Consider the following 22,115-nt stretch of genomic DNA (forward strand, 5'->3'; position numbering starts at 1 on the left):
TCTCCACGATCACGTGCTCATACTCGGGGCGGGTCCGAAGGGCCGCCCGTTGGGGTAGGGCGCCGCGATGCCGGACTCGTCGAAGGCGTCCAGGATCTGACGATGCAACTGGCGCTGCACGGCCCACTGCCGGCCGGGTCGGACCTTGATGGTCAGGCGCAGCGTCACCGTGTCCGACGTGACGGCGTCGACGCCGAGCATCTGCGGGGCCTCGAGAATGTCCTCCTGGAACTCGCCACGCTCGATGGACTCGCGCGCCGTGCGCTCGGCCACCTCGCACGCGACGTCGATGTCGGCGGAATGACTGACGGGGAGGTCCAACACCGCGACGGCGTGACCCTGGCTCATGTTGCCGACACGCAGCACCTCGCCGTTGCGGACGTACCAGAGCGTCCCGGAGATGTCGCGGACCGTGGTGACCCGCAGGCCCACGGTCTCGACCGTGCCCGATGCCTCGCCGAGATCGACGATGTCGCCGACTCCGTACTGGTCCTCGAGCAGCATGAAGATGCCGGAGAGGAAGTCGCGGACGAGGTTCTGCGCGCCGAAACCGAGCGCGACACCCACGATGCCTGCGGACGCGATGAAGGGGGCGACGTTCACACCGACGATGGAGAGCGCGGAGAGCACGAACCAGACCAGGATGCCGACGGAGACCGCCGACTTGAGCACCGAACCGATGGTGCGGGCGCGCTGGTTGCGGCGCTCGTTCAGGATGGTGGTGGTGACGCCGGCGGGGGCACGTTCGCGCAGCGGCCTCAGCAGGGGCGGTTTACCCGCAGCGCTGCGACCCGCGCCGGGTGAGCGGCTGGTGAACCGGTCGATCATGCGGTGCAGGATGTAACGCAGAACCACGGCGAGCAGGGCGTACCCCAGAACCTGGAGCGGGCGTTGGATCAGCCAGTCGCGACCGGTGTCGGAGAGCGAGAGGGCGAGGACGTCGTTCGGGTCGAAGGAATACACCCGAAAAGTCTACGGATCTCCTCGGCGCACGCCACCTGTCACCACCCGTCTCGGCACCCACCCCGCCACCCGTGCGGGGGGACACCCGGAGTTCACCGCGTGGCCGTCGGCCGGACCTCGAATGAGCGTGCGAACGGCACCGATTCGTGATGCACTGTGGTTGGTCTTCACGTGCGGGCGGTGGCTGTAGCAAACCAGTGGTAGTCGCGCCGCGCGCAGTGGTCACTGGAGGTGGCATGAAGAAGAGCGGGACTGTCGCGAAGGTTCGGGCCGGGCATCGACAACTGTCGCCCACCGACGCCGTGCAGGGCGGCGCGTCGGGGGCGCGACCCCAGTCCGAACACCCTGTCGTCTTCGGCGGCGCGTCGTTGCACGCCGTCACCGATCACTCCGATCCGGCCGACGTCGACGGGCACCTCGATCACGAGGACGCCGTCCCCGCCTGGGTGAAGCGGCGCGTACTCCTCCTGAACGCCACGTTCGAACCACTCACCGCGCTGCCCATGCGGCGTGCCGTCGTCCTGCTGGTCTGCGAGAAGGCCGTCGTGGTGCACGACGACGACGACGGTCCCGTCGTCCACTCGGCGGACATCGCTCTGCAGGTGCCGTCGGTCATCCGCCTCCGCTCGTACGTGCGGGTGCCCTACCGGGCGCGCATCCCGATGACGCGGGCGGCTCTGATGCATCGGGACCGTTTCCGGTGCGCGTACTGCGGTTCCAAGGCCGAGACCATCGACCACGTGGTGCCGCGCAGTCGCGGCGGCGGTCACTCCTGGGAGAACTGCGTCGCGTGCTGCGCTTCCTGCAATCACCGCAAGGCGGACAAGATGCTCAGCGAGCTGGGGTGGACCCTGCGCGCCGCGCTGGTCCCGCCGAAGGGTCCGCACTGGCGACTGCTCGCGAGCATCAAGGAACTCGATCCCACCTGGCTGCCGTACCTGGGTGAGGGCGCGGCCTGACACCCGTCCACTAAGGTGATGGGCGTGAGCATCCTCGAAACCGCGCTGATCTTCGGACTGATTCCGTTGGCACTGTTCCTCGCGCTCTTCGTGTTCGCGAAGATCACGTCGACCGATCCCGCGCCGCGTCCCGCCCCCTACCGACTCGGGCAGCAGTGGGACCACGCCCCGGTGCTGTGGTCGGCCACGGGCGAGGTGACGCCGTACTCGCAGCACGCTGCGCATTCGACACACGCCGAACTCACCGCGGGTTCGGCTTCGCTGGTAGGAGGCCGGGCAAGTGGCAAGTGGTGAACTCTCGACCCGTCGGATCGACGAGGAGAACCTTCCCGTCGGCCATGTGGTGACCGCGAGCGGTCGAGTCTCCGGTGTGCACCAGGTGGGCACCGTCAACCCCGACCTGTCCCCGTTCGCGACCGACGAGCTGATCCAGCTCGACGAGTCGCTCATCGAGGCCACCCGCCGTACGGGCATCCGCTTCAACGTGCTGGTCGGTGACCTCGGCCCCGACACCGCCGCGGGTGCGGACGCCGCTCTCGCGGGAACGCCCGAGGCCGAGTACTCGGTGCTCATCGCGGTCTCACCGAACCAGCGCGCCATCGAGGTTCGTTCCGGTCGAGGCGTCGCCCATCTCGTCGACGACCGCATCGCGCAGCTCGGTATCACCGCGGCCACGGGATCCTTCCGTGACGGCGATCTGATCGACGGCCTCGTCGCCGCCGTGCGCGTCATGAGCGCGGCGATCACCGGCCCGTCCGCCTGACACGGCGCCACCCCGGCACAGAGACAAGGGCCCATCATCCGCGAGGATGATGGGCCCTTGTCCGTGCGCGAGTCAGGTGCGGTCAGGCACCGTCCGCCGCTCGAGCGGCGAGCGACCGCACCACGGACGCGCGACCCTCGACGACGAGGCGCGCGAGGGCCGGCGGGTGGTCGCCCGCCAGGAACTCGTCCGCCGCCGCCACCGACTGCTCACTGATGGACCAGGTCGGGTACAGACCGACGACGACGGTCTGCGCGACCTCGCTGGAACGACGTGCCCACACATCGGAGATGGCGTCGAAGTAGCGGGAGACGAACGGCTCCAACAACTCTCCCTGGCCCGCACCGGGGAACGCGCCGATGATGGCACGTGCGGTGATGTTGGGTAGGGAGTCGTTGTCGATGACCGTGGTCCACGCCTCCTCCTTGACCGAGGCCTGCGGGCGGGCAGCTCGCGCCGCCGCCGCGTTGCGGGCACCGGCCGCGGTGTTGTCCTTCTCGGCCTCGGCGTCGATCACGGGTGTGTCGGACCCCGTGTCGATCGCGCCGCTGCGAGCCAGAGCGGTGACGAACCGCCAGCGCAGATCGGTGTCGACGGTGAGGCCGCCCAGATCCTGGCCGTCCACGTCTCCGTCGAGCAGCGCCTGCAGCACTGTCGTGTGGCGCTCGGCCAGCACGGACGAGGCCAGCGCGTTGACGTAGGCCAGCTGATGATCCGACCCACCGTCGGCCGCGCGCGCCAGCTCGAGGAGGCGGTCGGCGAACTCGGGCCATCCCGTGGACTGCGCCCACCCCGGCTCGGCATAGCTGCCGAGCGCGGTCTGCGCCTGCAGCAGGAGCCGCTGCACGACTCCGACCTCGGTCTCGGAGGTGATGCCGCGCTGCACCAGTGCGACGAAGTCGCGTGCCTTCAGATCGGCCTGCCGGGTCATCTCCCACGCCGCCGACCACGCCAGGGTGCGGGGAAGCGACTCGGTGATGTCGCCGATGCGCGCGATGAGCGTCTCGAGCGAGGTCGGATCCAGCTGCAGCGAGCAGTACGTCAGGTCGTCGTCGTTGACGAGCACCAACCGGCCGGCGGGCGTGCCCACCAGCGCGGGAACCTCGGTGCGCTCCTGCGGCTCGACGTCGAGCTCGACCCGCTGGGTGCGAGTGAGCGCGCCGGAGTCGTCACCGTCGTAGATGCCGACGGCGATGCGGTGCACGCGGCGCTCACCCTTGCCGGGTGCCGCGGCCCCCTGCACGACGGAGAAGGACGAGTAGTTGCCGTCGTCGTCGATCTCGAATTCCGGTGTCAGGGTGTTCAGGCCGGTGGTGCGCAGCCACTGATCACCCCAGTCCGACAGGTCGCGACCGGACGAGGCCTCGAGAGCCGACAGCAGATCCGAGAAGGTCGCGTTGCCGAAGGCGTGGTCGCGGAAGTAGCTGCGCAGGCCCGCGAGGAAGTCCTCGAGCCCGACGTAGGCGACGAGCTGCTTGAGGACGCTGGCGCCCTTGGCATAGGTGATGCCGTCGAAGTTGACCTCGACTGCGGCGAGATCGGGAATGTCCGCGGCGATGGGGTGCGTCGACGGCAACTGGTCCTGGCGGTAGGCCCAGCTCTTCTCGACGTTCGCGAACGTGGTCCACGCGCTGGTGTACTCGGTGGCCTCCGACTGGCAGAGCACCGACGCGAACGTGGCGAAGGACTCGTTGAGCCACAGGTCGTCCCACCACCGCATGGTCACGAGATCGCCGAACCACATGTGGGCCATCTCGTGCAGCACGGTCTCGGCGCGGCGCTCGTAGGAGTAGCGCGTCACCTTGGACCGGAAGACGTAGTCCTCCAGGAAGGTCACCGCGCCGGCGTTCTCCATGGCGCCCGCGTTGAACTCGGGCACGAACAGCTGGTCGTACTTGCCGAAGGCGTACGGGACACCGAAGTTACGGTGGTAGAACTCGAAGCCCTGCTTGGTCTCGGTGAAGAGGCGATCGGCGTCCATGTACTCCGACAGCGATGCGCGGCAGTAGATTCCGAGCGGAATGGTGCCGTGGTCGTCCGAGTAGGAATCGGTCCACTGCGCGTACGGGCCGGCGATGAGCGCGACGAGGTAGGTGCTCATCACAGGAGTCGTCTCGAACACGTGCGTCGTGGCACCGGACGCCTCGGAGGTCTCCGCGGCAGCCGCGTTGGAGATGACGGCCCAGTCCTTCGGTGCCGTCACCGTCACGTCGAAGGTCGCTTTGAGATCCGGCTGGTCGAAGCACGCGAACATGCGCTTGGCGTCCGCGGTCTCGAACTGGCTGTACAGGTAGACGGAGCCGTCCGACGGATCGACGAAGCGGTGCAGGCCCTCACCGGTATGGGAGTAGACGCACTCCGCGACCACGGTGAGCTCGTTGTGCTCCGCGAGGTCGGTGAGCGCGATGCCCGTCGACTCGTCGTAGGAGGAGACGTCGACGTCGGTTCCGTTGAGCGTCGCGGAGCTCACCGAGGCGGCGACGATGTCGACGACACTGGAGGCTCCGGCGGTCGCGTCGAAGGTGACGGTGGTGGTCGAGGAGAAGGTCTTCTCGCCCGGGCCACCGGCTCCGTCCGTCAGGTCGAGAGTGATGGAGTAGTGCGTGACCGTGAGCAGCGAGGACCGTTCCTCTGCCTGGTCCCTGGTCAAATTGGGGGCAACCACGTGCACCCTTTCTGTCGATTTCTTCTGCCACCGCCGAACTGCGGTCGCGGCTGTGTCCATCCCATCATGACGCCGGTCGCCGCGGGCGGGTAGAACAGGTGTGCAGAGTTCGTGTCACCGGCCCACTGTGCGGGACGCTCCGCAGACCAGCCGAACACCGAGCACTACCCGACGACGAAAGGACCGACGTGAGCGATAGCAAGGACGTGGCAGATTTCTGGTTCGACCCGCTCTGCCCGTGGTGCTGGATCACCTCGCGCTGGATTCTCGAGGTGGCGAAGGTTCGCGACATCGAGACGAACTTCCACGTCATGAGCCTGGCGGTCCTCAACGAGGGACGCGATCTTCCCGACGAGTACCAGGACATGATGAAGAAGGCGTGGGGTCCCGTCCGCGTCGCGATCGCGGCCGCGCAGGAGAAGGGCGACGAGATCCTCGCGCCGCTCTACACCGAGATGGGGACGCGAATCCACAACGAGGGCAACAAGGACTTCCCGGACGTGATCCAGAAGTCGCTCGCTGCACTGGACCTCCCGGCCTCGTTGGCCGAGGCCGCCGCGAGCAGTGAGTTCGACGACGCGCTGCGCAAGAGCCACCACGCGGGAATGGACAAGGTGGGCAAGGACGTCGGCACGCCGACCATCCACGTCAACGGTGTCGCCTTCTTCGGTCCCGTGCTGTCGAGGATCCCGCGCGGCGAGGAGGCCGGCAAGCTGTGGGACGCGTCGGTGATCTTCGCGTCGTACCCGCACTTCTTCGAGCTCAAGCGTTCTCGCAACGAGGACCCGCAGTTCGACTGAGTCGACCGCGCACCCCGTCGGTGATGCCGGCGGGGTGCGTCAGACCACGATGAGGTCGGGACGGCCGCGGCGATCGCGAGTGCCGTCCCCGAACTCCAGTGCCTCGCCGCCGAGCCAGCGGCGCGCGGACCAGGCGGCCGCCACCGCGTCGAGTACGTCGTCCATCGCGGGCCCGTCCTCGATCGCACTCGTGGCCTCCAGCAGCGCCGGCACGTCCACCACCACCGAGAGTGCTTGCAGCCGTTGCGCGATGCCGCGGGCTCGTTTCTTCGACGTGAAGCGGGTGGCGGGGGCGAGTGCCCGGAACGACGATTCCGGGTGCACCTCGATCACCCGCGCGATGTCGGGGTCGGCCGCGTCCCAGGCCCGGATGTGGTCGGTGAGGTACCAGGACTGCTTGCTGATGGCCTTGCCCGTGCGGGCGCGGGCGATCACGCAGGCGTCCTCCCAGGAGGCCGCCCACACCGCGTCGCGTACCGGCGTGGGGAAGAGCGACGATCGCGCCGGGCCCAGGAACGTCCGAACCTGGAGTTCGCTCGCCCGCACTCCGGCGTCGGGAACGGTCAGCGGCATGTCGACCCCGACGGCCGCGCAGTCCCGGGTGGTGTCCAGGACGGCCGCGACGGTGTCGACCAGGGTCAACGACACTCGTCCCTCGTGGAGGCGAGCCACCACCCACCGGCCCGCGGCGCCGTCCACCCCGGCGACGGGGCCCCACCCGCACGGTGGCGTCGGGGCGGAGGGGGGCACCTGTCAAACTCTAGCCATGCGCGTATACCTGGGTGCCGATCACGCCGGCTTCGAGTTCAAGAATCAGATCATCGACCACCTGCGGGAATCGGGACACGAGCCGATCGACTGCGGTGCGTTCACGTACGACGCGGTGGACGACTACCCGGCGTTCTGCATCGAGGCGGCTCGCCGCACGGTCGCTGACCCGGAGAGCCTCGGACTGGTGCTCGGTGGCTCCGGCAACGGTGAGCAGATCGCGGCCAACAAGGTCCCCGGCGCGCGGTGCGCTCTCGCCTGGAGCGTCGAGACGGCCCAGCTCGCGCGTCAGCACAACAAGGCGCAGCTGATCGGCATCGGCGGCCGCATGCACACGCTGCCCGAGGCGCTCGCGATCGTGGACGCGTTCCTCGAGACCCCGTGGTCGGGCGAGGAGCGCCACCAGCGCCGCATCGACATCCTGTCCGAGTACGAGCGCACCGGCGACGCGCCGGCCGTTCCCGGTGCACCCTCGGCCGACGGCGGCTCCGAATAAGAGGGTCCGCACCACAGCCCGAGTAGTCAGGTACCACCCATGCCCGAGGGGCACACTCTCCATCGTCTGGCGCGACTGCACCAGAAGCGTTTCGGCGGCCAGGTCATCGAGGTGTCCAGTCCGCAGGGACGTTTCGTCGACGGTGCCGAGTGGGTCTCCGGGCATGTCCTGAAGCGTGCCGACGCCTGGGGCAAGCATCTGCTCCACCGGTACGACAACGGGGCGATCGTCCACGTCCACCTCGGGCTGTACGGAAAGTTCGGCGAGCAGTCCGTTCCCATGAAGGAGCCCGTCGGCCAGGTGCGGATGCGCATGGTGGGGGAGGAGTACGGCACCGATCTGCGCGGCCCCACCCGCTGCGAGATCTTCGACGACACTCAGGTCGACGCGCTGGTGGCGCGCCTGGGTCCCGATCCGCTGCGCAAGGAGTCCGACCCGGAGAAGGCGTTCCACCGGATCCACAAGTCGGCCATGGCGGTCGGCGCGTTGCTGATGGAGCAGGACGTCATCGCCGGCATCGGCAACGTCTACCGGGCCGAGCTGCTGTTCCGGCACCGCGTGAGCCCGTTCCGCACGGGCAAGCACCTCGACCACGAGGAGTGGGACGAGATGTGGACGGATCTCGTCGAGTTGATGAAGGTGGGCGTGCGACGCGGGCGCATCATCACGCTGGACAAGGAACACGACTCGGGCACAGGGTCGCGTGGACCGGGACGCCCGCGTTCCTACGTCTACAAGAGGAACGGCCAGCCGTGCCTGATCTGCGGCACGACGATTCTCACCGCGGACATGAAGGGCCGCAACCTCTTCTGGTGCCCGACGTGTCAGGCGACGTGAGGTCGGTCGAGCACTGATCCGTCCGCACGAGTTCCGGGGGGCGCGCACCCGGTTCCGCTGACTGGACGGGGTGCACGGCACCGGGGGGTGTGCGGACCGGCGCCCGTGGAGGTCAGAAACCTCCGAAGTCGCCGCCGCCCCCGAAGTCGCCACCACCGCCGAAGTCGCCACCGCCATCGAACCCGCCGCCGTCGTCGAACCCGCCGCCGTCGTCGAACCCGCCGCCGTCGGAGTCGCCCCCACCGTCGTAGCCCCCGTCGCTCATGTCGGTCCCGTCGCCCTCACCGCTGGCGAAGTTGTCCGCCCCGTAGCCCACGCCGGCCATCCCGGAGAACATCGCGGAGAACAGGAACATGGATCCCATGCCCCACGCGCCGGCCACGAGGGCGGGCTTCCACCACGGCTCGGAGTACCAGCCCGCAGGGACGGGGCGACCCGCCACGCGTCCGCCGGGGTAGTAGTTCGGCGTCTTCTCGGACGGTCCGGGGCTCGCGGTCACGGCCCGACCCTCGTAGTCGACGGTGCGTTCCTCGGTGACCTCGCCCGCGGACTTCTGTCCGTCGATGGTGGGGACCTCGGGGCCGGGGTCCATGCCCATAGCCAGCCGGGCAGCGCGGATGTAGTAGAGCCCTTCCAGCGCAGTCTGTTTGGCCAGACGCGCCTGGGTGGGGGACTGCGCCTGATCGATCTGTGAGCCCGCGGCCGTGTAGCGCTCGGACGCGTCGGCCAGAGCCTGCTTGGAGGCAGTGTCCGAGCCCACCAGGTTGTACACCTGGCCGCCGAGGCGCTCGATGGCCTGACGCGCGTCGGCCTTGGCGTCGTCGAGCGACTCGAGACTCCGTCGGCCGGACCTGCGCTGGGACACGACGACGACGCCGACGACCAGAGCCACGACGACGATGATCAGGAGCAGAGGTTCCATGGTCCCAGTGTACGGAGAGTCCGGTTCCGGTCGCGGATCACGACGCGGGGCGCAGCGACTCCCGGCCGTTGCTCCACGCGTCCATGAGATGGTCCGCCAGGACGTCCTCGACGTGGTCGATGGCGCGCATCCCGAAGACGACGTCCGCCTCGAGTTCCGGTTCGCGCGCGATGAGGTCGCCCACCACGTCATGTCGCATGACCTGCTCGTGCACCGCGTCCGCCTCGACGTGCTCGGCGTAGAACGCGACGCACTCGGCCGGGAACTCCAACCGCTGCAACGCTTTCACCAGCCGCTGCGATCCGGGTGAGGAGGTGATCTCGGTCGCGGCGAGGTGTCCGACGGCGGCACCCCGCAGCGATCGGTGCAGACCGAACATCGACATCAGGTTGACCGGTGCGAGGGTCGGTGCACCCACCCGGTCGAGGTAACCGAGGTAGGTCGCGTCGAGTCCCGCCGCTGCCAGGAGGTCGCGAAAGAGGTTCTGGTGCATCCGGCTTCCGCGCCCGCCGCCGAACTCGTCGAACTCGACGGCGACGTAGGAGGCCTTTGCCTGACCCTGCAGCCGCGGGATCGTCCACGCGTGGGGGTCGGCCTCCTTGAGGTGGTACAGCGACCGGTGCGCGAGGTACTCCCGCATCTGCTCGGCGGTGCCGGTGTCGCGGAGGTGGAAGGACGGGCCGGACCCGTCGACGTGCTCCGTCGACAACAGGTCCATCTCGTCGGCCGCCGAGCCGCCCACCGTCACGTGCGCACGGACGTCGGCGAGGAAGGCGCTCTCCATCTCGGCACGCAGACGCAGGAGGTCGGGATTCCACTCCCAGGCGTCGTCCACACCGGGGAGCCCGCGGTAGTGCAGTTCGTAGCAGAGGTACAACGCGAGATGAAGGTCGTCGCCGTAGGGATCGGCGTCCGTGACGGGGGCGACGACGCTGCCCGCGTCCGACGGGGACTGCACGAGTGCGGACAGGACGGCGGAGGACAGCGGCCCACGCGCCGTCGGCAGCGCGGCTGCGGTCGGCGGGGTCGAGGTGGTCGGGGTGTCGTTCAGCATCGCGGTCACCTCGTCCGACTACCCGTTTCGACCGTGTCCGAACATGCGTGGCGGTCGCTGGGGTCCGAAGACGGGCAGCGGACCCGATCCGGGTTCGGTCGGTACGGGCGTGGTGCGGCGGAGCAACAGGGTGGCCGCGTCGAGCACCAGTTCGCGGTCGTACGTCAGGCGGTAGTCGAAGACCGGGTCCGACTCGGTCGATCCGCCGCCGTCCGCTTCGGCTCCGATGACGGCGGCAGTGAAGTGCGGGCTCACGACGATCACCGACAGTTCCCGCAACAGCGGGTCCCCGGCCGGCAGCCTCATGGCGTGCAGGCCGGGCACCGGCGGTGTGGTCGCGGCGCCGCCTCGTCCGAACAGGGCGACGAGCGTCCCGGACGCGGCAAGGTGCGCGGCCTGATGCATCTGCTCGGCGGACACCTCGAACGAGTGCGGAACCGTGGCCAGCACGATGGTCGACGGTCCGGTGGCCGCCGCGTGGAGCGCGAACTGGTCGATGATCGTGGAGAGCAGGGACAGACGCCCGCGGCGGATGCCACCGGTGGCCGCGGCGAGTGCGAAGGGCGTCGGCGCGGACGGCATGCGGTGGGTGAGCCCGACGGCGAAGGGGGAGTCCGACGGCAGGTCGGCGGCGGTCGGGCCGGCGTGTGGCTCACGGCGCGGCAACGGAGCGGGCGTGCCGAAGAGCCAGCCCTGGCCGAGAGCAGCGCCCATCTCACGCGCGAGATGGAGGTGTTCCTCGGTCTCGATGCCCTCGGCGAGGACCACCGCGCCCGTGCGGTCGGACTCCGCCGAGACCGCCGCGAGCACCCGCGCGGTGTCCGCCGTCGCCCGCTGCTGGGTGAACGTCATGTCCAGCTTGATGATGTCGGGCCGCAGGAACGGCAGCAGGGCCAGGCTCGCCGTCTCGGCTCCCACGTCGTCCACCGCCACGAGCCACCGTCGGTCGCGCACTCGTTCCACTGCCTCGAGCAGCGATGCGGGGTCGGCGAGCAGGTCACGTTCGGTGATCTCCACGACCACCGACAGTCGCGACGCCTCGGCGAGTAGAGCGGCCACCCCCGCGGGAGGCGCGAGGTTCATCGCGCTGGGTTCCATGTTGACGAACAACTGCAACCCGGTCGGCAGATTGGCCTCCAGCGCCCCCCGGAGCGCACTGACGCGGCACATCCAGTCCAGCTGACCGACGGTCCCGTGCGCACGCTCCGACTTGAACAGTGCAGCGGGTGACTCCCAGGGTGTGCCGACGGGGCCGCGGGCGAGGGCCTCGTAGCCGACCAGCGCGCGCGTCGAGAGGTCGACGACGGGTTGGTAGAGGGAGTGGACCGTCAGGCCTGCGGGGATCTCTTCCACGCCCGGTCCTCTCGTCGGCGGACCGAGTCCGCGTGCCTGCAGCATCTGAAACAGTAGGCCGATCACCCCTCGCGAGGGCGAGGACGGATCAGACGGGCGACGGCACGACGGTGACAGGGACGTCCACCGAGTGCATCACGGCTCGGCTGGTCGATCCCAGCAGAAGCGAGGTGAATCCACCCCGCCCGCGGCGACCCACGACGACGAGGTCCGCCTCGGCCGATCTGGCCACGAGTTCCCGCACCGGCCGGTCCTGGACCACCACGCGCTCCACCTCGACGTCGGGGTAGTCCTGCGACCACCCGGCCATCGTCTCCGCGAGGACGGCCTCCTCGTCCTCGGCAGACCGACCGCGGCCGCCGGGAACGTCGATGTCGCTCCACGCGTGCACGGCGATCAGCGATGCCCCACGTGACGAGGCGATCTCGAACGCCCAGCGGACGGCGGGCACGCTGTTGTCCGTGCCGTCGACGCCGACGACGACGGCGTGTCCCGTGCCCTCGTTCGGCGGCGTGTCCAGAGGCACCACGGTGACGGCGCACGAGGCGTGTGTCGCCACCGCCGTGCTCACCGACGCGGAGAGTCCTCCGGTGAACTCGCCGAGCCCCCGCGTCCCCACGACGATCATCGCGGCGTCCGTCGATCGTTCGACCAGTACTCCGGCGGGGGTGCCATGGTGGGTCTCGGTGGAGACCGACACGTCGGCCGCCACGGCCCGCGCCGCGTCCACTCCGTCGGCGAGAATGCGGTCGAGTGCACTCGCTGCAGTGTCGTCGACGTCCGCGAAGGCCGGCGCGGACACCGCCGTGACCAGCACGAGGGGCAGGCCGCGAGCGGTGCAGAGCCGCGTGGCCCATCGCACGGCCGCGAGCGCTGCGGACGATCCGTCGACTCCGACGACGACGGGGTGGGACACGGGCATGCAGGCCTCCAGCGGTTCGAGCGGACGGTGCCGAGATGACCACAGTGTTCCCGACGCGAGGCGATGTCATGCCCGGAACAGGCAGTTGAGTCTGCAACGGCGTTATCTCGATGTGCTGTGAACGTTATCGGATCGTGATGCTCTGCACGCAGCCTCGTCACTCTGGCGGGCGAATCTAAGGCAGACGCCGAGGAACGAGATCGACGCACACGAACCGGGAGACACAGCAATGACCGCACACGGACTCGACACCCACTTCTCTTTCGACGCTGCCGATCTCACCGTCCTCGAATACGAACGCGGCGACGTCGCCGTGGTGTCGGTCGGCGGCGAGATCGACATGAGCACCACGCCCGAACTCCGCGAGGTCCTGGCACGCGTGGCCGCTCGCGGCCACGAGGACGTGGTTCTCGACCTGTCGGACGTCACCTTCCTGGGCAGCGCCGGCGCCGTCCTTCTCCTCGGCGCGGCGTCCTCGCTGTCGGTCCGTCCGATGGTGCTGGTGGCCACCGATCCCGCAGTGCGGCGCCCGCTCGAGCTCCTCGGCGTCTGCTCGCCGATCACCGTGTGCGGAAGCATCTTCGAGGCAGTGTCGCTGGTCACCTCGGCGCGCGACGGCGCCGGAGTCCTGTCCGACGCCGGCTGACCCCCGAACACACGAGAGCCCCCAGATTCGGTGAATCGGGGGGCTCTCGCGTTCGTGGAGCGGGCGACGGGAATCGAACCCGCGTAATCAGTTTGGAAGACTGAGGCTCTACCATTGAGCTACGCCCGCATGCCTGCGGCGGTGCTGGGATCGCCAGCTCCTGCCGCCTGCGTTGAGGAACTGTACCGAACGTCGCGCGCGATCGAGAAATCGGCCCGCCGTCGGCGCCTCCGCGATACCGCCGTAGGATCGTCGGCGCACGTCGCTGTGGCCTTGCCGGTGCGAATCGCCACGATCGAGGGTGACGGCGTGCACGAGGAACGGGATGTGGCGCAGCTTGGTAGCGCATCCGCTTTGGGAGCGGAGGGTCGCAGGTTCGAATCCTGTCATCCCGACAGACGTCGGTCGCCGCGATCGAATGGTCCAGATCCACCTTCCCACCGGAACCACCCCGCACCACCACAGTCCGACACCGAGTCACTGCAGTCGAGCAGATGAAGGAGCACGTTCGTGAAGAGCACTGTCGAGCAGCTGAGCCCGACGCGAGTCCGTATCAACGTCGAGGTGCCCTTCGAGGAGCTGAAGCCTGATTTCGACCGCGCCTACAAGACGCTCGCGCAGCAGATCCGCCTGCCCGGGTTCCGGCCCGGCAAGGCGCCCGCGAAGCTTCTCGAGGCACGCGTCGGCCGCGCGAACGTCCTGAACCAGGTGGTCAACGACGCGTTGCCCGCCAAGTACAACGACGCGCTCAGCTCGACCGAGCTGAAGCCCCTCGGCCAGCCGGACATCGAGATCACCAAGCTCGAGGACGGCGAGGAGATCGTCTTCACCGCCGAGGTCGACGTGCGTCCCGAGATCACGCTGCCCGACTTCTCGAGCGTCACCGTCACCGTCGACCCGGTCGAGATCACCGACGAGGCCGTCGACGAGCAGCTGCTCTCGCTGCGTCAGCGTTTCGGCACCCTCACCGGTGTCGAGCGCGCTGCGCAGACCGGCGACTTCGTCTCCATCGACCTGTCGGCCACGGTCGACGGCGAGGACGTCGCGGAGGCCTCGACCGAGGGCCTGTCCCACGAGGTCGGCTCCGGCCAGCTCATCGAGGGTCTCGACGACGCGATCGTCGGCCTGTCCGTGGGTGACTCCAAGGAGTTCCCGACGACGCTGCTCGCCGGTGAGCACGCCGGCAGGGAAGCGCAGGTCACCGTCACGGTGAAGTCGGTGAAGGAGCGCGAGCTGCCCGAGCCCGACGACGAGTTCGCCCAGCTGGCGAGCCAGTTCGACACGTTCGACGAGCTGATGGCCGATCTGCGCGAGCGCGTGGCCCGCGTCAAGAAGGTCGAGCAGGCCGGACAGATCCGCGACAAGGTGCTCGAGGCTCTGCTCGAGTCCGTCGAGGTCCCGGTTCCCGAGGCCTTCGTCAAGGCCGAGGTCGATTCCGCGCTGCACGACGCGATCCATCCGCTCGACCACGACGAGGACAAGCTTGCGCAGCAGCTCAAGGCCGCAGGCTCCTCGCGCGAGGAGTTCGACACGAACGCGCGTGAGAGTGCCGAGAAGTCCGTGCGCACCCAGCTGTTGCTCGACACCATCGCCGACGCCGAGTCGGTCCAAGTCGGACAGGAAGAGCTGACCCAGAACATCGTCTTCCAGGCGCAGCGGTACGGCATCGCGCCGGAGGAGTTCATCCAGCAGGTCCAGCAGGCCAACCAGCTGCCCGCACTGTTCGCCGACATCCGTCGCAGCAAGGCGCTCGCCGCGATCGTCGATCGCGTCTCCGTGACCGACACCGCCGGTGCGAGCGTCGACACCAAGGAGCTCTTCGGAGATCCCGAGGACGAGGCCACCGACGAGACCGAGTCGGCGGAGATCGAGTCGTCCACGGACGAGTCGGCTGCGGACGATTCGTCTGCGGGCGAACAGCAGAAGTAACGCTCACAGCGAACGACGGCGGTTCCGGGACTCCGGGGCCGCCGTCCTTCGTTAGTGTCGGTGACAGAGAACGTGAGCGTTCCGTCCACAGGGAACGTTCGCGCTCACGGCGAGAAACTCGTTCAGGCGAGACCACATCGAGCACGAGAAGGCAGGTACCGTGACCACCACGAACCCGGCGACCAACACCGACCAGGCAGGGCCGTCCCGTCAGGCAGGGTCGATCGTGACCGCTCCGGCCATGACGTCCGCGACCGCCGGACTCAACCTCAGCGACTCCGTCTACGAGCGTCTGCTCCGTGAGCGCATCATCTTCCTCGGCACCCAGGTCGACGACGACATCGCGAACAAGCTGTGCGCCCAGATCCTCCTGCTCTCGGCAGAGGACCCCACTCGCGACATCGCGCTCTACATCAACTCGCCCGGCGGTTCCGTCTCGGCCGGCATGGCGATCTACGACACGATGAACTTCGCCGAGTGCGACGTCGCGACCTACGCGATGGGCCTGGCGGCGTCGATGGGCCAGTTCCTGCTCACCGCCGGGACCAAGGGCAAGCGCTACGCCCTGCCGCACGCCCGCATCATGATGCACCAGCCGTCCGCAGGAATCGGCGGCAGCGCGGCGGACATCGCCATCATGGCCGAGCAGTTCGCCCTCACCAAGCGCGAGATGGCCGAACTGATCGCACAGCACACCGGCCAGTCGTTCGAGCAGGTCACCGAGGACTCCGACCGCGACCGGTGGTTCACGGCGCAGCAGGCCCTGGAGTACGGCATGGTCGATCACGTCATCACACGCGCCGAGCAGGCCGGCGGAACCAGCGGAGCCGACAACTGATCGGACCGGACAGCGCAGCGCGCGACGCGCTCGCTCCTGTCGGTCGTCCGATCTCTTCACCCACACCCTTGGAGTACTGATGTCCCAGCTCTTCGATCCCCGTTCTCTCCCCGGCTCCAGCTCGCCCGCCGGGCCCGATTCCCGCTACATCCTCCCGTCCTTCGTCGAGCACTCCAGCTACGGCGTCAAGGAGTCGAACCCGTACAACAAGCTCTTCGAGGAGCGCATCATCTTCCTCGGCGTGCAGGTCGACGACGCCTCGGCGAACGACATCATGGCGCAGCTGCTGGTGCTCGAGGGTCTCGATCCCGACCGCGACATCACGATGTACATCAACTCGCCCGGTGGCTCGTTCACGTCGCTGATGGCGATCTACGACACGATGCAGTACGTGCGCGCCGATGTCGCGACCGTCTGCCTCGGTCAGGCCGCGTCGGCCGCCGCCGTGCTGCTCGCAGCGGGTGCCCCCGGCAAGCGTGCGGCACTGCCGAACGCTCGCGTCCTCATCCACCAGCCGTCCACCGGCGGTGTGCAGGGCCAGGTGTCGGACCTCGAGATCCAGGCTCGGGAGATCGAACGCATGCGTCGTCTGATGGAGACCACCCTCGGTCGCCACACCGGCAAGGACGCCGACGTCATCCGCAAGGACACCGATCGCGACAAGATCCTCACGGCCGAGGAGGCCAAGGACTACGGGATCATCGACACCGTCTTCGAATACCGCAAGCTCTCCGCACGCAAGTGACGCCGGCCGGCCGGAGGCCGCTCCCGACACGCCCGGACGACGGGTGGTCGACGGGTGGCTCCGGCCGGTTCCGAGCCCCCGGACTGCATCGATTCACCCACGTCCGAGGGGGTGCGACGCCGCTCCGACATGCCTGCTCGGGTTGCGTCAGAAGTCGACCTCCGACCGCGAAGGCGGGTACGGTCGCACGCAGAGATTCTCTTTCACTAGTGAGGACTAACGCTCATGGCACGCATCGGTGACGGTGGTGATCTGCTCAAGTGCTCTTTCTGCGGAAAGAGCCAGAAGCAGGTCAAGAAGCTCATTGCCGGACCAGGTGTCTACATCTGTGACGAGTGCATCGATCTGTGCAACGAGATCATCGAGGAAGAACTGGCCGAGTCGAGCGAGGTCAAGCTCGACGAGTTGCCCAAGCCCGCGGAGATCCGCGACTTCCTGGAGAACTACGTCATCGGTCAGGACACGGCGAAGCGTCGTCTCGCCGTCGCGGTCTACAACCACTACAAGCGCATCCAGGCCGGCGACAAGGCCCGTGACGCCCGTGGCGAGACCGTGGAACTGGCCAAGTCCAACATCCTGATGCTCGGCCCCACCGGTTGCGGCAAGACCTACCTCGCGCAGACGCTGGCGAAGATGCTGAACGTCCCGTTCGCCATCGCCGACGCCACCGCGTTGACCGAGGCCGGGTACGTCGGTGAGGACGTCGAGAACATCCTCCTCAAGCTGATCCAGGCCGCGGACTACGACGTCAAGCGTGCCGAGACCGGCATCATCTACATCGACGAGGTCGACAAGATCGCTCGCAAGAGCGAGAACCCGTCGATCACGCGCGACGTCTCCGGCGAGGGTGTGCAGCAGGCCCTGCTCAAGATCCTCGAGGGCACGCAGGCCAGTGTCCCGCCGCAGGGTGGACGCAAGCACCCGCACCAGGAGTTCATCCAGATCGACACGACCAACGTGCTCTTCATCGTCGCCGGTGCGTTCGCCGGGCTCGAGAAGATCGTGTCGGACCGCATCGGCAAGCGCGGCCTCGGCTTCGGCGCCGAGGTCCACTCCAAGGCCGAGATCGACACGCAGGACCACTTCGCCGAGGTCATGCCCGAGGATCTGATCAAGTTCGGTCTGATTCCCGAGTTCATCGGTCGCCTGCCGGTCGTCGCGTCGGTCACGCATCTCGACAAGGAGTCCCTCGTGACCATCTTGTCGGAGCCGAAGAACGCTCTGGTGAAGCAGTACACGCGCCTGTTCGACATGGACGGTGTCGAATTGGAGTTCACCCCGGACGCGCTGGACGCGATGGCCGAGCAGGCCATCCATCGCGGCACGGGCGCTCGTGGACTGCGCGCGATCATGGAGGAAGTGCTCAACCCTGTCATGTTCGACATTCCCAGTCGTGACGACGTGGCGAAGGTGGTCGTGACGGCGGAGACCGTGAACGACAACGTGCTCCCCACCATCGTGCCGCGCAAGCCGGACCGGCCGGAACGGCGCGAGAAGAGCGCCTGACCCCCTCAGCTCGATCGAGAGCCCCGACGACCGATGGTCGCCGGGGTTCTCGTGCGTCGGGGCTCTGGAGCGTCGGGGCTCTGGAACGTCGGGGGTAGGGTCGCCGCCATGCGCGTCGCGATCACGTACTGCACCCAGTGTCAGTGGCTCCTGCGAGCCGGATGGATGGCGCAGGAACTGCTGCAGACTTTCGGATCCGACCTCACCGAGGTGGCGCTGATTCCCGGCACCGGCGGAGTCTTCCGCGTCGTGGTGGGGGAGTCCGTGGTGTGGGATCGCAAGGAGCGCGGCGGTTTTCCCGAGATCACCGTCCTGAAGCAACTCGTTCGAGACGAGGTCGACCCGGAGCGCGACCTCGGGCACGCGGACCGTCCCTAGACGCGCTCGAACACCGCCGCGAGTCCCTGGCCGCCGCCGATGCACATCGTCTCGAGGCCGTACCGCACGTCTCGTCGCACCATCTCGTGAGCGAGGGTGGTCAGGATGCGTGCGCCGGTCGCGCCGACCGGGTGGCCGAGGGAGATGCCCGAGCCGTGCGGGTTGAGCCGAGGGTCGGCGGGGTCCATCGACCACTCGGTCAGCACCGACAACACCTGGGCGGCGAACGCCTCGTTCAGTTCGACGACGTCCATGTCGTCGAGGGTGAGGCCGAGCCGGCCGAGAACGGCGGCCGTCGCCGGGACCGGGCCGATGCCCATCGTCGCCGGCGCGACACCGGCCACCGCCCATCCGGCGAGTCGGACCAGGGGTGTCAGCCCCAGCGCTGCGGCCCTGTCCGCCGTGGTGACGAGGCAGAGCGCGGCGCCGTCGTTCTGGCCGCTGGCGTTGCCGGCGGTGACCGTCGATTCCGGATCGATCGTTCCGCGGATCGGGCGGAGCCGGGACAGCGACTCGAGGGTGGTGTCTGCTCGGGGATGCTCGTCGTCGGTGACGACGACGGGATCGCCCCTGCGCCGAGGCACCGTGACGGGCACGATCTCCTCGGCGAAGACGCCGCTCCGTTGCGCCGCGACGGCGCGCTGGTGGGACTGCACCGCGAAGGCGTCCTGGTCGGCGCGTGGCACACCGTACTGCTCGCGGAGGTTCTCGGCCGTCTCGATCATCCCACCGGGCACGGGAAAGTGTGTGCCGCCGGCCGTGATCCGGGCCCGTGCGAGCCTGTCCTGGAGGGGCACGGAGTCGGCGCCGACGCCCCACCGCACACCGTCGGTGTAGAACTCGGTGGAGCTCATCGACTCCACGCCGCCCGCGAGCACGACGTCGCTCACGCCCGTGGAGACCTGCATGCAGGCGTCGAGAACGGCCTGCAGCCCGGACCCGCAGCGGCGGTCGACCTGGCGGCCGGGGACGCCGATGCCGAGCCCCGCATCGAGTGCGGCGACGCGTCCGATCGCCGGTGCCTCGCCGTTCGGTGCGCCCTGCCCGAGGATCACGTCGTCGATGTCGGCGCCGGACAGCCCGGTGCGCGAGAGGATCTCGATGATCACGGCAGACGCGAGGTCCGCTGCGGGAACGGTCTTCAGGGCCCCGCCGAAGCGGCCCACGGGGGTGCGCAGCGGAGCGCAGATGACGGCGTCGAGCATGGCGTGGTCTCGTCTCGTGTGTCGGTGGTCGGGTGGGGGGAGAGGTCAGGAGGTGCGGGCTGCGTCCGACCGCGACGCGACGCGGGCGAGATCGGCGTCGATGGCGGCCGCGGTGCTCAGCAGCGCCGGCACGACGGTGGTTCTCAACTCGTCGAGCGAGTAGCGCGCCGCGGGAGTGCTGATGTTGACCGCGGCGGTGACGGCGCCGCCGTGCCCGTGCAGCGGCGCGGCGATCGAGCGGAGTCCGATCTCGAGTTCCTGGTCGACGATGCAGAAGCCCTGTGTCCGAACGAGATCGAGTTTGGCGCGCAGGCTCGACTCCGTCGTCACCGTCCGTCCCGTGAGGTCGCGGAGGTCGGTGCGCGCGAGAAGGTTCGCGAGAGCGTTCTCGTCGACACCGGCCCACAGGACTCTGCCCATCGAGGTGGCGTAGGCGGGGAAACGGGTGCCGATGGTGATGGACACGGTCATGATGCGGCTCACCGGGACCCGGGCGACGTAGACGACGTCGAGGTCGTCCAGGACGGACACCGACGAGGACTCGTGCACGCGCGCGGTCAAGGCCTCGAGATGCGGTCCGGCGATCTCGGGGAGCGAGAGCGACGAGAGGTACGAGTAGCCGAGATCGAGGACCCTCGGAGTCGGCGCGAAGGTGGTGCCGTCGGTGCGGACGTACCCGAGTTCGACCAGGGTGAGCAGGAAGCGACGGGCAGTGGCGCGGGTGAGATCGGTGGCTCGGGCGACCTCGGACAGCGTGCGACGGGGATGGTCCGCGTCGAAGGCCCGGATCACCGCGAGTCCGCGGGCGAGGGACTGCACGTGATCCGCGGCGGCAGCGCGGGTCTGCGGCTGTGTGGGCTCGGTCATGGGGTCCTCTCCTCGTCGGCTCGGATGCGCGTGTCTCATTGAAGCACAGTGTTCGCATCACGGACTTCTGTTCACTTGTCGAACAGTGCGTTAGGGTCACGGTCATGATGAACAAGGTGGTGGCCTCGGCCGCCGAGGCGGTGGCCGACATCCCGAGCGGATCGTCGATCGCGGTGGGCGGATTCGGTCTGGTCGGTGTGCCGGAGCTTTTGATCGCTGCACTGCTCGATCAGGGTGCGACCGATCTCGAGACCATCAGCAACAACTGCGGGACCGACGGCTTCGGGTTGGGAATCCTGTTGGAGCAGGGCCGGATCCGCAGGACCGTCAGCTCGTACGTCGGGTCGAACAAGGAGTTCGCCCGCCAGTACCTCGGCGGTGAGCTCGAAGTGGAGCTGACACCGCAGGGCACGCTCGCCGAGCGGCTGCGAGCGGGCGGCGCCGGAGTCCCGGCCTTCTTCACCCCCGCGGGGGTGGGGACCCAGGTCGCCGAGGGCGGGCTGCCACAGCGGTACGACGGCGCCGGCGGGGTCGCTCTCGCCTCGGCCCCGAAGGAGACGCGCGAGTTCGACGGTGTCACCCATGTCCTCGAGCGCGGGATCGCCGCCGACTTCGCACTGGTGCACGCCTGGAAGGGTGATCGGTACGGCAATCTCGTCTACCGGGCCAGCGCCCGCAACTTCAATCCACCGGCAGCGGAGTCGGGGCGCATCACCATCGCCCAGGTGGAGCATCTGGTCGAGCCGGGGGAGCTGACGCCCGAGGACGTGCACACGCCCGGAATCCACGTTCAGCGCGTCGTCGTCGTCGGGCCCGTGACGGTCGGGATCGAGCGCAGGACGGTGCGGTCATGACCCCGACTCCCCGCACACGGGACGAGATGGCGGCACGGGTGGCCGCCGAACTCGAGGACGGGCAGTACGTGAACCTGGGCATCGGTATGCCCACGTTGATCCCGGCCCACATTCCCCCCGACAGGACCGTGATCCTGCACTCGGAGAACGGAGTTCTGGGCGTGGGCCCGTACCCCACCGAGGACGAACTCGATCCCGAGCTGATCAATGCCGGCAAGGAGACCGTCACCGTGCTCCCGGGGGCCTCGTTCTTCGACTCGGCACAGTCCTTCGGCATGATCCGCGGCGGCGCCGTGGACGTCGCCGTCCTCGGCGCGATGCAGGTGGACAGCCGCGGTGATCTCGCCAACTGGATGATCCCCGGCCACATGGTCAAGGGGATGGGCGGCGCGATGGACCTGGTCCACGGAGCGCGACGCGTCATCGTGATGATGGAACACGTCTCCCGCAGCGGGGAGCCCAAGATCGTCGAGAGGTGCACGCTCCCGCTCACCGGTCGCGGCTGCGTGCACCGCATCATCACCGATCTGGCGGTCATCGACGTCACGGCGGACGGGCTCGAACTGATCGAGACCGCACCCGGCGTGGGGGTCGACGACGTCCTCGCGGCGACGGGCGCCGAGGTCCGCGTCCGGACGTAGCGTT

23 protein-coding genes and 2 tRNA genes are annotated in these 22,115 nt (G+C 68.6%); 15 read left to right on the forward strand and 10 right to left on the reverse strand.

The annotated features are described in order from the left end of the window. Positions 1 to 9: 9 nt before the first annotated feature. On the reverse strand, positions 10 to 963 hold the full coding sequence (locus QE449_RS07805; RefSeq protein ID WP_027505639.1) for a mechanosensitive ion channel family protein: 954 nt from the start codon (positions 961 to 963) through the stop codon (positions 10 to 12). A gap of 236 nt (positions 964 to 1,199) precedes the next feature. On the opposite strand from QE449_RS07805, the gene QE449_RS07810 reads away from it, so the two are divergent. From QE449_RS07810 to QE449_RS07820, 3 genes are read left to right on the forward strand one after another with little or no spacing between them, the layout of a single operon-like run. Further along, positions 1,200 to 1,922: an HNH endonuclease gene (locus QE449_RS07810; RefSeq protein WP_231476311.1), complete on the forward strand. Its 723-nt coding sequence runs from the start codon at positions 1,200 to 1,202 to the stop codon at positions 1,920 to 1,922. Between the two features lie 18 nt (positions 1,923 to 1,940). Then, positions 1,941 to 2,216, forward strand: a complete 276-nt coding sequence (locus tag QE449_RS07815) for a hypothetical protein (RefSeq protein ID WP_307108592.1) — start codon at positions 1,941 to 1,943, stop codon at positions 2,214 to 2,216. After that, the gene (locus QE449_RS07820) at positions 2,203 to 2,685 is read left to right on the forward strand and encodes a DUF5130 family protein (protein WP_222630258.1); all 483 of its coding nucleotides are present in this window, start codon (positions 2,203 to 2,205) and stop codon (positions 2,683 to 2,685) included. The genes QE449_RS07815 and QE449_RS07820 overlap by 14 nt, the downstream gene beginning before the upstream one ends. Positions 2,686 to 2,767: 82 nt before the next feature. On the opposite strand, the gene pepN is transcribed toward QE449_RS07820, so the two are convergent. Then, a complete protein-coding gene (gene pepN, locus QE449_RS07825; protein WP_307108593.1) occupies positions 2,768 to 5,350 on the reverse strand; it encodes an aminopeptidase N in 2,583 nt (860 codons plus the stop codon). Positions 5,351 to 5,538: 188 nt separating this feature from the next. Here pepN and QE449_RS07830 point away from each other — a divergent pair, with 188 nt between their 5' ends. After that, positions 5,539 to 6,150, forward strand: coding sequence for a DsbA family protein (locus tag QE449_RS07830; RefSeq protein ID WP_027505644.1), 612 nt, complete (start codon positions 5,539 to 5,541; stop codon positions 6,148 to 6,150). Positions 6,151 to 6,189: 39 nt separating this feature from the next. Here QE449_RS07830 and QE449_RS07835 read toward each other — a convergent pair whose 3' ends face one another. Next, entirely contained in the window at positions 6,190 to 6,900 is a 711-nt protein-coding gene (locus tag QE449_RS07835; protein WP_231476312.1) for a DUF429 domain-containing protein, read from the reverse strand. Positions 6,901 to 6,916: 16 nt separating this feature from the next. Between QE449_RS07835 and QE449_RS07840 the strand changes: the two genes are divergently transcribed. Together QE449_RS07840 and QE449_RS07845 are read left to right on the forward strand one after the other, a co-directional pair. Further along, entirely contained in the window at positions 6,917 to 7,414 is a 498-nt protein-coding gene (locus QE449_RS07840) for a ribose-5-phosphate isomerase (protein WP_027505646.1), read from the forward strand. Positions 7,415 to 7,453: 39 nt separating this feature from the next. Then, positions 7,454 to 8,251: an Fpg/Nei family DNA glycosylase gene (locus tag QE449_RS07845; protein ID WP_027505647.1), complete on the forward strand. Its 798-nt coding sequence runs from the start codon at positions 7,454 to 7,456 to the stop codon at positions 8,249 to 8,251. Between the two features lie 112 nt (positions 8,252 to 8,363). Here QE449_RS07845 and QE449_RS07850 read toward each other — a convergent pair whose 3' ends face one another. The 4 genes from QE449_RS07850 to QE449_RS07865 all read right to left on the reverse strand — a co-directional run bounded on the left by QE449_RS07850 (position 8,364) and on the right by QE449_RS07865 (position 12,502). After that, a complete protein-coding gene (locus QE449_RS07850) occupies positions 8,364 to 9,173 on the reverse strand; it encodes a DUF1542 domain-containing protein (RefSeq protein ID WP_307092202.1) in 810 nt (269 codons plus the stop codon). A 37-nt stretch (positions 9,174 to 9,210) separates the two neighbouring features. Continuing rightward, entirely contained in the window at positions 9,211 to 10,227 is a 1,017-nt protein-coding gene (locus tag QE449_RS07855) for an iron-containing redox enzyme family protein (protein ID WP_307108594.1), read from the reverse strand. A gap of 18 nt (positions 10,228 to 10,245) precedes the next feature. After that, complete coding sequence (locus QE449_RS07860; RefSeq protein ID WP_307108595.1) at positions 10,246 to 11,580, reverse strand: EAL domain-containing protein; 1,335 nt, start codon at positions 11,578 to 11,580, stop codon at positions 10,246 to 10,248. An 88-nt stretch (positions 11,581 to 11,668) separates the two neighbouring features. Continuing rightward, on the reverse strand, positions 11,669 to 12,502 hold the full coding sequence (locus QE449_RS07865; RefSeq protein WP_222649364.1) for a universal stress protein: 834 nt from the start codon (positions 12,500 to 12,502) through the stop codon (positions 11,669 to 11,671). A gap of 229 nt (positions 12,503 to 12,731) precedes the next feature. Between QE449_RS07865 and QE449_RS07870 the strand changes: the two genes are divergently transcribed. After that, complete coding sequence (locus QE449_RS07870; protein WP_051613329.1) at positions 12,732 to 13,148, forward strand: STAS domain-containing protein; 417 nt, start codon at positions 12,732 to 12,734, stop codon at positions 13,146 to 13,148. A 55-nt stretch (positions 13,149 to 13,203) separates the two neighbouring features. On the opposite strand, the gene QE449_RS07875 is transcribed toward QE449_RS07870, so the two are convergent. Continuing rightward, positions 13,204 to 13,277 (reverse strand) — tRNA-Gly (locus QE449_RS07875). 192 nt (positions 13,278 to 13,469) lie between these two features. On the opposite strand from QE449_RS07875, the gene QE449_RS07880 reads away from it, so the two are divergent. From QE449_RS07880 to QE449_RS07905, 6 genes are all read left to right on the forward strand, one after another. After that, positions 13,470 to 13,543: transfer RNA gene (locus tag QE449_RS07880), tRNA-Pro, on the forward strand. 115 nt (positions 13,544 to 13,658) lie between these two features. After that, positions 13,659 to 15,077 carry a trigger factor gene (tig, locus tag QE449_RS07885; RefSeq protein ID WP_307108596.1) on the forward strand — a complete coding sequence of 473 codons (1,419 nt, stop codon included), beginning with the start codon at positions 13,659 to 13,661 and terminating at the stop codon, positions 15,075 to 15,077. A gap of 241 nt (positions 15,078 to 15,318) precedes the next feature. Next, on the forward strand, positions 15,319 to 15,915 hold the full coding sequence (locus QE449_RS07890; RefSeq protein ID WP_051613384.1) for an ATP-dependent Clp protease proteolytic subunit: 597 nt from the start codon (positions 15,319 to 15,321) through the stop codon (positions 15,913 to 15,915). Positions 15,916 to 15,994: 79 nt separating this feature from the next. Beyond that, complete coding sequence (locus QE449_RS07895; RefSeq protein WP_027505653.1) at positions 15,995 to 16,660, forward strand: ATP-dependent Clp protease proteolytic subunit; 666 nt, start codon at positions 15,995 to 15,997, stop codon at positions 16,658 to 16,660. A gap of 225 nt (positions 16,661 to 16,885) precedes the next feature. Continuing rightward, positions 16,886 to 18,166: an ATP-dependent Clp protease ATP-binding subunit ClpX gene (gene clpX, locus QE449_RS07900; protein ID WP_027505654.1), complete on the forward strand. Its 1,281-nt coding sequence runs from the start codon at positions 16,886 to 16,888 to the stop codon at positions 18,164 to 18,166. A gap of 108 nt (positions 18,167 to 18,274) precedes the next feature. Then, on the forward strand, positions 18,275 to 18,544 hold the full coding sequence (locus QE449_RS07905; RefSeq protein WP_027505655.1) for a SelT/SelW/SelH family protein: 270 nt from the start codon (positions 18,275 to 18,277) through the stop codon (positions 18,542 to 18,544). Here the strand turns inward: QE449_RS07905 and QE449_RS07910 are convergent. Both QE449_RS07910 and QE449_RS07915 read right to left on the reverse strand, forming a co-directional pair. Then, positions 18,541 to 19,749 (reverse strand): acetyl-CoA C-acetyltransferase, encoded by a 1,209-nt coding sequence (locus tag QE449_RS07910; RefSeq protein ID WP_056445905.1) that lies wholly within the window; start codon positions 19,747 to 19,749, stop codon positions 18,541 to 18,543. The genes QE449_RS07905 and QE449_RS07910 overlap by 4 nt on opposite strands. 45 nt (positions 19,750 to 19,794) lie before the next feature. Then, entirely contained in the window at positions 19,795 to 20,616 is an 822-nt protein-coding gene (locus tag QE449_RS07915) for an IclR family transcriptional regulator C-terminal domain-containing protein (protein ID WP_307108597.1), read from the reverse strand. A gap of 107 nt (positions 20,617 to 20,723) precedes the next feature. Between QE449_RS07915 and QE449_RS07920 the strand changes: the two genes are divergently transcribed. After that, entirely contained in the window at positions 20,724 to 21,470 is a 747-nt protein-coding gene (locus QE449_RS07920; protein ID WP_037185784.1) for a CoA transferase subunit A, read from the forward strand. After that, positions 21,467 to 22,111: a CoA transferase subunit B gene (locus QE449_RS07925; protein ID WP_027505659.1), complete on the forward strand. Its 645-nt coding sequence runs from the start codon at positions 21,467 to 21,469 to the stop codon at positions 22,109 to 22,111. Before QE449_RS07920 ends, QE449_RS07925 begins: the two co-directional genes overlap by 4 nt. The last annotated feature ends 4 nt before the right edge of the window (positions 22,112 to 22,115 follow it).

The organism is Rhodococcus sp. SORGH_AS_0303, from assembly GCF_030819335.1.
Lineage (GTDB): Bacteria > Actinomycetota > Actinomycetes > Mycobacteriales > Mycobacteriaceae > Rhodococcoides.